The 6,703-nt window shown below is 44.6% G+C and carries 7 protein-coding genes and 2 tRNA genes; 8 read left to right on the top strand and 1 reads right to left on the bottom strand.

Features of this window, described 5'->3' with window-relative positions; genetic code table 11:
• The 8 genes from QUB61_RS36960 to QUB61_RS36925 form a co-directional block, all read left to right on the top strand.
• A partial coding sequence (locus QUB61_RS36960) for a hypothetical protein (protein WP_333136027.1) occupies positions 1–209 on the top strand: 209 nt, incomplete at its 5' end.
• 45 nt (positions 210–254) lie between these two features.
• A tRNA-OTHER gene (locus QUB61_RS36955) sits at positions 255–341 on the top strand.
• A 101-nt stretch (positions 342–442) separates the two neighbouring features.
• Complete coding sequence (gene tuf / locus QUB61_RS36950; protein WP_333136025.1) at positions 443–1,672, top strand: elongation factor Tu; 1,230 nt, start codon at positions 443–445, stop codon at positions 1,670–1,672.
• Positions 1,673–1,838: 166 nt separating this feature from the next.
• Positions 1,839–2,573 (top strand): ATP-grasp domain-containing protein, encoded by a 735-nt coding sequence (locus QUB61_RS36945; RefSeq protein WP_333136023.1) that lies wholly within the window; start codon positions 1,839–1,841, stop codon positions 2,571–2,573.
• Between the two features lie 136 nt (positions 2,574–2,709).
• A tRNA-Lys gene (locus QUB61_RS36940) sits at positions 2,710–2,783 on the top strand.
• A 560-nt stretch (positions 2,784–3,343) separates the two neighbouring features.
• The gene (locus tag QUB61_RS36935; RefSeq protein ID WP_333136021.1) at positions 3,344–3,754 is read left to right on the top strand and encodes a hypothetical protein; all 411 of its coding nucleotides are present in this window, start codon (positions 3,344–3,346) and stop codon (positions 3,752–3,754) included.
• A gap of 404 nt (positions 3,755–4,158) precedes the next feature.
• Positions 4,159–4,911, top strand: a complete 753-nt coding sequence (locus tag QUB61_RS36930; protein WP_333136019.1) for a hypothetical protein — start codon at positions 4,159–4,161, stop codon at positions 4,909–4,911.
• 134 nt (positions 4,912–5,045) lie between these two features.
• Positions 5,046–5,435 (top strand): hypothetical protein, encoded by a 390-nt coding sequence (locus QUB61_RS36925; protein ID WP_333136017.1) that lies wholly within the window; start codon positions 5,046–5,048, stop codon positions 5,433–5,435.
• A 451-nt stretch (positions 5,436–5,886) separates the two neighbouring features.
• Here QUB61_RS36925 and QUB61_RS36920 read toward each other — a convergent pair whose 3' ends face one another.
• Positions 5,887–6,531 (bottom strand): hypothetical protein, encoded by a 645-nt coding sequence (locus tag QUB61_RS36920; protein WP_333136015.1) that lies wholly within the window; start codon positions 6,529–6,531, stop codon positions 5,887–5,889.
• Positions 6,532–6,703: the final 172 nt, after the last annotated feature.

Below are 6,703 nucleotides of genomic sequence, written 5' to 3'. Positions count from 1 at the left end.
ATTGTTGCATAGAATCTGCTGCCTTTATCTGCGTTCATCTGCGTTATCTGCAATTATCTGCGGTTAAAAATCCCAAAACATCGATTTTAGATTTTAGATTAAGGGATATCTGTGAAATTTTAGACTTGAGATTTAACGGCACATTGTTGCATAGAATCTGCTGCCTTTATCTGCGTTCATCTGCGTTATCTGCAATTATCTGCGGTTAAAAATCCCAAATCTGCAATTATCTGCGGTTAAAAACCCCAAAACTTGGAAAGTGCGGCTGTGTGGACAGCAACTGGTTTGGAATACCAGAGTGCAGCGTAAAGCTGTAGAGGTTCGACTCCTCCACTTTCCCTTTTAATCATTAGCCAGCGGTTCTTACTCATTAAAAAGAGGCTAAGGACTAAAAACTAATGATTGAAAACAAACAACAATTCTAAAAGGAGAATCAAATGTAATGTCACGCACTAAATTTGAACGGAACAAACCCCACGTCAATGTCGGTACTATCGGTCACGTTGACCACGGCAAAACAACCCTAACAGCGGCGATTACAATGACGCTAGCTGCACAGGGTCGGGCCAAGGCTAAAAAGTACGATGAAATCGATGCTGCACCGGAAGAAAAACAGCGGGGAATCACGATTAATACGGCTCACGTTGAGTATGAAACAGGCGATCGCCATTACGCTCACGTTGATTGTCCGGGTCACGCTGATTACGTGAAAAACATGATCGTGGGTGCCGCTCAAATGGATGGTGCAATCCTCGTCGTGTCCGCTGCCGATGGTTCGATGCCTCAAACTCGCGAACATATCTTGTTAGCGCGGCAAGTGGGAGTGCCGAAGTTGGTTGTCTTTTTGAATAAGAAAGATATGGTGGACGATGCGGAAATTTTGGAGTTAGTCGAGTTAGAAATTCGCGAACTTCTCAGTTCTTACGGTTTCCCCGGCGATGATATTCCAATTGTCGCAGGTTCGGCACTGAAAGCGCTGGAAAAGATGACTGCTAATCCGAAAATACACCGCGGCGAGGATGAGTGGGTTGATGGCATTTACAATTTGATGGATGCGGTAGATGACTGGATTTCTACGCCCGATCGCGATATTGACAAACCTTTTCTGATGGCTGTTGAAGATGTGTTCTCGATCAAAGGTCGGGGAACTGTCGCCACTGGCAAAATCGAGCGGGGTAAAATCAAAGTCGGCGATACTGTGGAATTGGTGGGAATCCAAAACACTCGCACGCTAACTGTTATCGGTGTTGAAATGTTCCAGCAAATTCTGGATGAAGGAATGGCTGGAGATAATGTCGGTTTGTTGCTTCGCGGCATCCAAAAAGACGAAATTGAGCGGGGGATGGTGCTTGCTAAACCCGGTTCAATTCAACCTCACACTGAATTCGATTCTGAGGTTTACGTGCTGTCAGAAAAAGAAGGCGGCCGCCGCACTCCTTTTGTTGCGGGATATCGCCCTCAATTCTTCGTGCGGACAACGGATGTTACAGGTACGATCGCATCTTTTACGGCTGATGACGGCAGCGGGCTCGACATGGTAATGCCGGGCGATCGGGTTAATATGACTGTGAAGTTGTTGCAGCCGATCGCGATCGAACAAAATATGCGTTTTGCCATCCGCGAAGGCAATCGCACTGTGGGCGCCGGTGTCGTCTCCCGAATTCTCAAGTAGACGCTTTCGGAACCAATTATAGTCAGTAGGGTGGGCAAAAGTCCACCTTACTAATTATTTTTTATGTACAAATAGTCATCTTATTGTAAGGTTATGTACCAATAATAAAGCTGTGATGATATTTCTTTTTCCTAGCGATTACTTCAATCGAAAACAGGTTGATGAGATGTACGTCGACCAAGCTGCATCGCTTAATAAAGCAGGATTCAACACTGCGGCTATCTGCTTAGAATCCTTGGGGGACAATTCACCTAAAATCAGCCCGCCGCTTCCCCAAAACTCAGAAGTAGTTTACAGAGGTTGGATGCTTTCACCCTCGGAATACGAACAGTTGGTTAATGCTGTAGAGAGTGTAGGAGCTTGTCCCTTTACCTCGCAAGCTGAGTATTTATTAACGCACTATCTGCCAAATTGGTATCCTGCGATCGCCGATTTAACCCCAGTAACAAAGTTTTACACCGTTGATGATGATTTGGAAAGCGAATTGAGAACATTAGGCTGGGAAAGGTTTTTTATCAAAGATTACGTTAAGTCTCTCAAAACGTCAGCCGGTTCAATTATTAAACATCCATCAGAAATTAGAGCGGTCATTGCGCAGATGCAAAAGTTCCGAGGAACAATAGAAGGTGGGATTTGTGTGCGACTTGTCGAGGATTTTGTTGTACAATCAGAGAAGCGTTACTTCGCTGTACGCGGCCAACTGTTTGCTGCTTGTGAGGGCGAAGAAATCCCTGATATTGTCAGGGAATGTGCTGCCAGAATTCACAGCAAATTTTTCTGTGTGGATGCAGTAAATCGCCAAGATGGAGTCAAGCGAATTGTCGAGATTGGAGATGGGCAAGTATCAGATTTGGTTGGATGGTCGGCCGCACGTTTTGCACAACTCTGGGGAGGTGCTTGAGGTCGATCGCGCTTAAATCAAATGTGGAATCAGGGCGATCGAACTTAAATTAAATATTGCAGTAAGGGCGATCGCCACAAATTTTTACAAAAAAAGTTGAGTTTTCAGAACGGTTGTGTTATACTAGCTTAGATGCGGGAGTATAGCTCAGTTGGTTAGAGCAGGTGACTCTTAATCTCAAGGTCGAAGGTTCGAGTCCTTCTACTCCCATCAACCCCTGAACCTTACAGTTGCGCCGTTTAGAAATTTCACCTAATCCCCGATTAACGTTTTCCACTCGTTTTCCACTCGTTTCGTCTTTCAGTCTAGTCAAAAAAAAGAGGCGTAACCGCCTCCTACTGTTAAGATTTATTACCTGTTTACCCCTGGCTTGAGGTTATTTAAGCTTTCGGGACTCAAAGTCATTGTATTCAAGTGTATTTCTGAGCTTAGCCGCCTAACACGGGCGGCTATCTGTAAAAATGGAGGTAAGTAGCCAGCAACAACCCAGAAATACTAATTTGTCTTCTGTCGTTATCGCTTGCACCCGCAGGCAAAAAAAGTTCCCGCTACCCCTAGTGATGAAGTGAGTGAGAACCTTGATAAACCTAGATTGAACCTTAACACTTTTTGCCTAGCGACACCACACCGTCCGCTACTCCCAACTGTCACCCCAGCGGTTTGAAGGGTTTTGAGAAGGTTAATACCGTTTATGGAAACGGTACGCCAAAAATCTTGACACCCGTTTATGGAAACGGCTAAGGTAAAGTTAGCCATTTATGGAAACGGTAATGAGTAATAAACCACGGAACACATCAGGCAAATTTGCATTCAAGTCTGAGGCGCCTCGCAGAGTGCGCTCGGTGAACTTAACGGATGAAGACTGGAAATTGCTGGGAGATTTTGGTGAAGCCCAAGGGATGACCCGAAATGATTACATAGAAGCACTGCTGCGAAAGGGTATTCCAGACTTTGGTCACCCATTTATAGAAACGGACGAAACTGAAGTAAAGCCTTACGGTGCGGATATAACGCAACAGCCAGACAGTAAGGTTTTGCCGTTTATGGAAATGGATAAAAAAGACTTAGCAGCAGAGGTACTCAATCAATTAAGGGCTGTCCGCAGGAAGTCAACCGCCTCTCTCGCTGATGTAGAGGCAATTTTGGAGATGATTGAGGGTAAAGCCCAAAAAGGGAATTAGGAAGCTACGCCCCTTAAAACGGGGCTTTATTTCGGCTCCTAGTAAAACAGAGTATTTAAGAGTATTTGAGTGTATTTCTGAGCTTAGCCGCCTAACACGGGCGGCTATTTGTGAAAAAAGAGCAAATATGACCGAATTTGCGGCTTGACGCGAGGCGCAAAATACTGCGATCGTGTTGTTAAGGAAGATTGATGCGCGACTGACCAGCGTTATCACCGCTAGCCAAGTCACGACTTCCCCAATCCGTTATCTGACAACGTTTGGAGCTAAATAATCATGGCATAAAACCGTCCGACATTTTAGGCGGACACAAACCTTTCAATTGAAACAACATAACCCCTAGGCGCGTGAACGCTGTCGGGGTCGTTGCCTCCAGTTAGCTTACAACTCTTGGCTCTCTTATTATGTCACAAAAAAATTCTGATTGCGCGGTACAACCGCAATTTTTAACGCGCGAATCGCTTTTTGACTCACGCGCGGCGCGAATTCACCTATTCGATGGCATTACCCACGACAAGGCACTTGAGATACTTTGCGAGGTAATGCCCAACGAATATCAGTGGGCTAAGTATTTCGGCTTACGTGTAATGACGGTGAATGATGTGGCTGCTTACTACGGATTAAAAGCCAAACATCTCAAAAAGATAATCGGTTCAGACAGCCCTGTATTGGGCGAGTTGATTGAAGGCGGTTTGTTGGTACTACGGGATAAAGCTTTAGAAGAAGCACTTCTGAAATTAAACCTACCACCAACCAAAGAACTGATACTGCTGCCGTCTCAAGCGCTTTTGCGGTTGTGCCTGTTTTTACCCGCACTTCCCGCTGTAGTGAGAACTTTTAATGCCCTCTGGGATTACGTGGTAAGCAAAGGTCTTGACGAATCTACCCTCTCCGATTGGGAAAGTACGGTTTATCGGTTCACTTCGATTCACTGCGACCGAATCGGTGCTGACCGAGAACTGGCAGACCGCTTAAAAGCGGAAGCTAAAAGCCTCAATCTATATCCTTACGTCCAACATTTTGGGGTACAGGATTGCCTAGAGTCGTGGTTTGCGCTGCTGGCACATAAGGGAGAGTTCCCACCGCCACGGGGCAACTACTATATCAGAAAACATCAGTGGGCTGACCGCATCTCCGATGTTTGTTTGAGGGTATAAGTTTATTTTCTGGCTTAGCCGCCTAACACGGGCGGCTATTTGTGGAAAAAGACTTACTTGCTCCAGGCAGTGAGTCTTTTCTTTTATTCACTTCTGTCAGGTACTCGAGAATACTTAGTTGTAAAAGATAAACAATGGAAGTCACAACCACCCCTTGGCACGAGACAAGAAGCCTTATCTCACCTCAAATTGAGATGCTTCAGGCAGATGGAATGATTCAGTACAAGGACTCGTTTTTGAAGAAGGAAAGCCCTCGGTACGCGACTCTCAAGTCAAGATTTATATCCTACAACGTGAATTATGTCAAATACTGTTTTCTCAAAGAGTTTTACCAACTTTTGTTTGACGGAACTCGACAAGACTTTTTTAAGGATGACAACAACGAGTTAACAGTTCTGCTTACTGAGGTTGTAACTGACTTTACTGAATATTGCCATCAGCAGCCCTCAGAAGAAAATGCTCTCAAGCTATTTCGGTCGTTCTGCAAAGTCCACCTTTACAGGTCGGCTGCTAAGGGGTCATAATTTCGCATATTCCTATGCTGGAAACCTATAGGGGTTAGGAATATTTTGCCGTAAAGTCACCGCAAAAAAACTTGTTCAGACCCTATGGGGTTGCACATAACTTTTTCCGCTACAAGAGTTGGTAGCCAGGATATCCGAACAGACTGTTCCGCCTGTGGCATAAAATTTGGTTGACTATTAATTTATCAAGGTTCTAGGGTTCCCCGGTGTAACAACCGGGTTTTTTGCTGTTAGGCGCCTAAAGACTTCCTTTTTCACAAATAGCCGCCCGTGTTAGGCGGCTAAGCTCAGAAATACACTTGAAAGCAGAGAGAGACTTTACTACTTTGATTCACACCATGCACACAACATGAGTGAAGGTTTCCTTCTTCCGTGCCGGACGATCGGCAATAAAAAACCGCCCAATAAAAAACCGCCCTTTTTAGGGGGCGGTCGGTAGGTGGGCAAGGGGTTAGTCGATAAGTAGTTCGTTGATTTTATCGGTGCTAACGCTGTAGATGCTGGCTAATAAAGCAATCTTCCCTGTATCAAAACCTTGTTGTTTAAGCACTTTGATAGCTGAACTTAACGGGATAGCTTGACTATCTGACCTTGTTAACAAATCAATGGTGGTATTAGTAGTCTGTCGCTTCTTGTAAACTGCATCATTCATTGTGGGACTATGACCTAGACTCATAGCGCGAGTTTCAAGGCTTACACCGCTCATCATGCCGTTGAGATTACTTAGGTGACGCAATGCGTGAGTTTGGGTAAATTTAGACCAACCTTGTAAAATATTGCGAGCCGATTTGTTGAATTTTCCCACAATGGTAGACGGATTGGTTGAAATGATGTTCACATTAGGCACTTTTCCTGTTTTGATTTCCAGTTGTTCTATCAAGTTAGGATGAGTGGGAGGCAACAATGGAACAGCTAAACGGTAGCCTGTTTTAGTAGTTGTGTCTAGTGTTGTCTTATCTCCCACTACAGCAATCATGTTTTTATTTCTGGGGTTATTTAGCGGGGGGATAACAACATTATCTTTTGTCTTAAATGACTGGCTTACGTTCTGAATTGCAAATACTTCATGCACTCTTAGTCCATATACTACTTGCATCGAAAACACCCATAGCCAAGCTTTACGGGATTCCAAGTTATATCGTTTATCGTTGTCGGGGATATCCAAAACATCCTTACGTAGTTGTAAGAAGTCCAGGGTAAGAGCGTCTCAATCATGCTTGACAAAAGGAATCCGAAGAATCTAATATCTTGTCAAGAAAACAAGAACT

It is taken from the genome of Microcoleus sp. C2D2 (assembly GCF_036702495.1).
Lineage (GTDB): Bacteria > Cyanobacteriota > Cyanobacteriia > Cyanobacteriales > Microcoleaceae > Microcoleus.
This window is presented reverse-complemented; position numbering and strand designations above follow the sequence as displayed.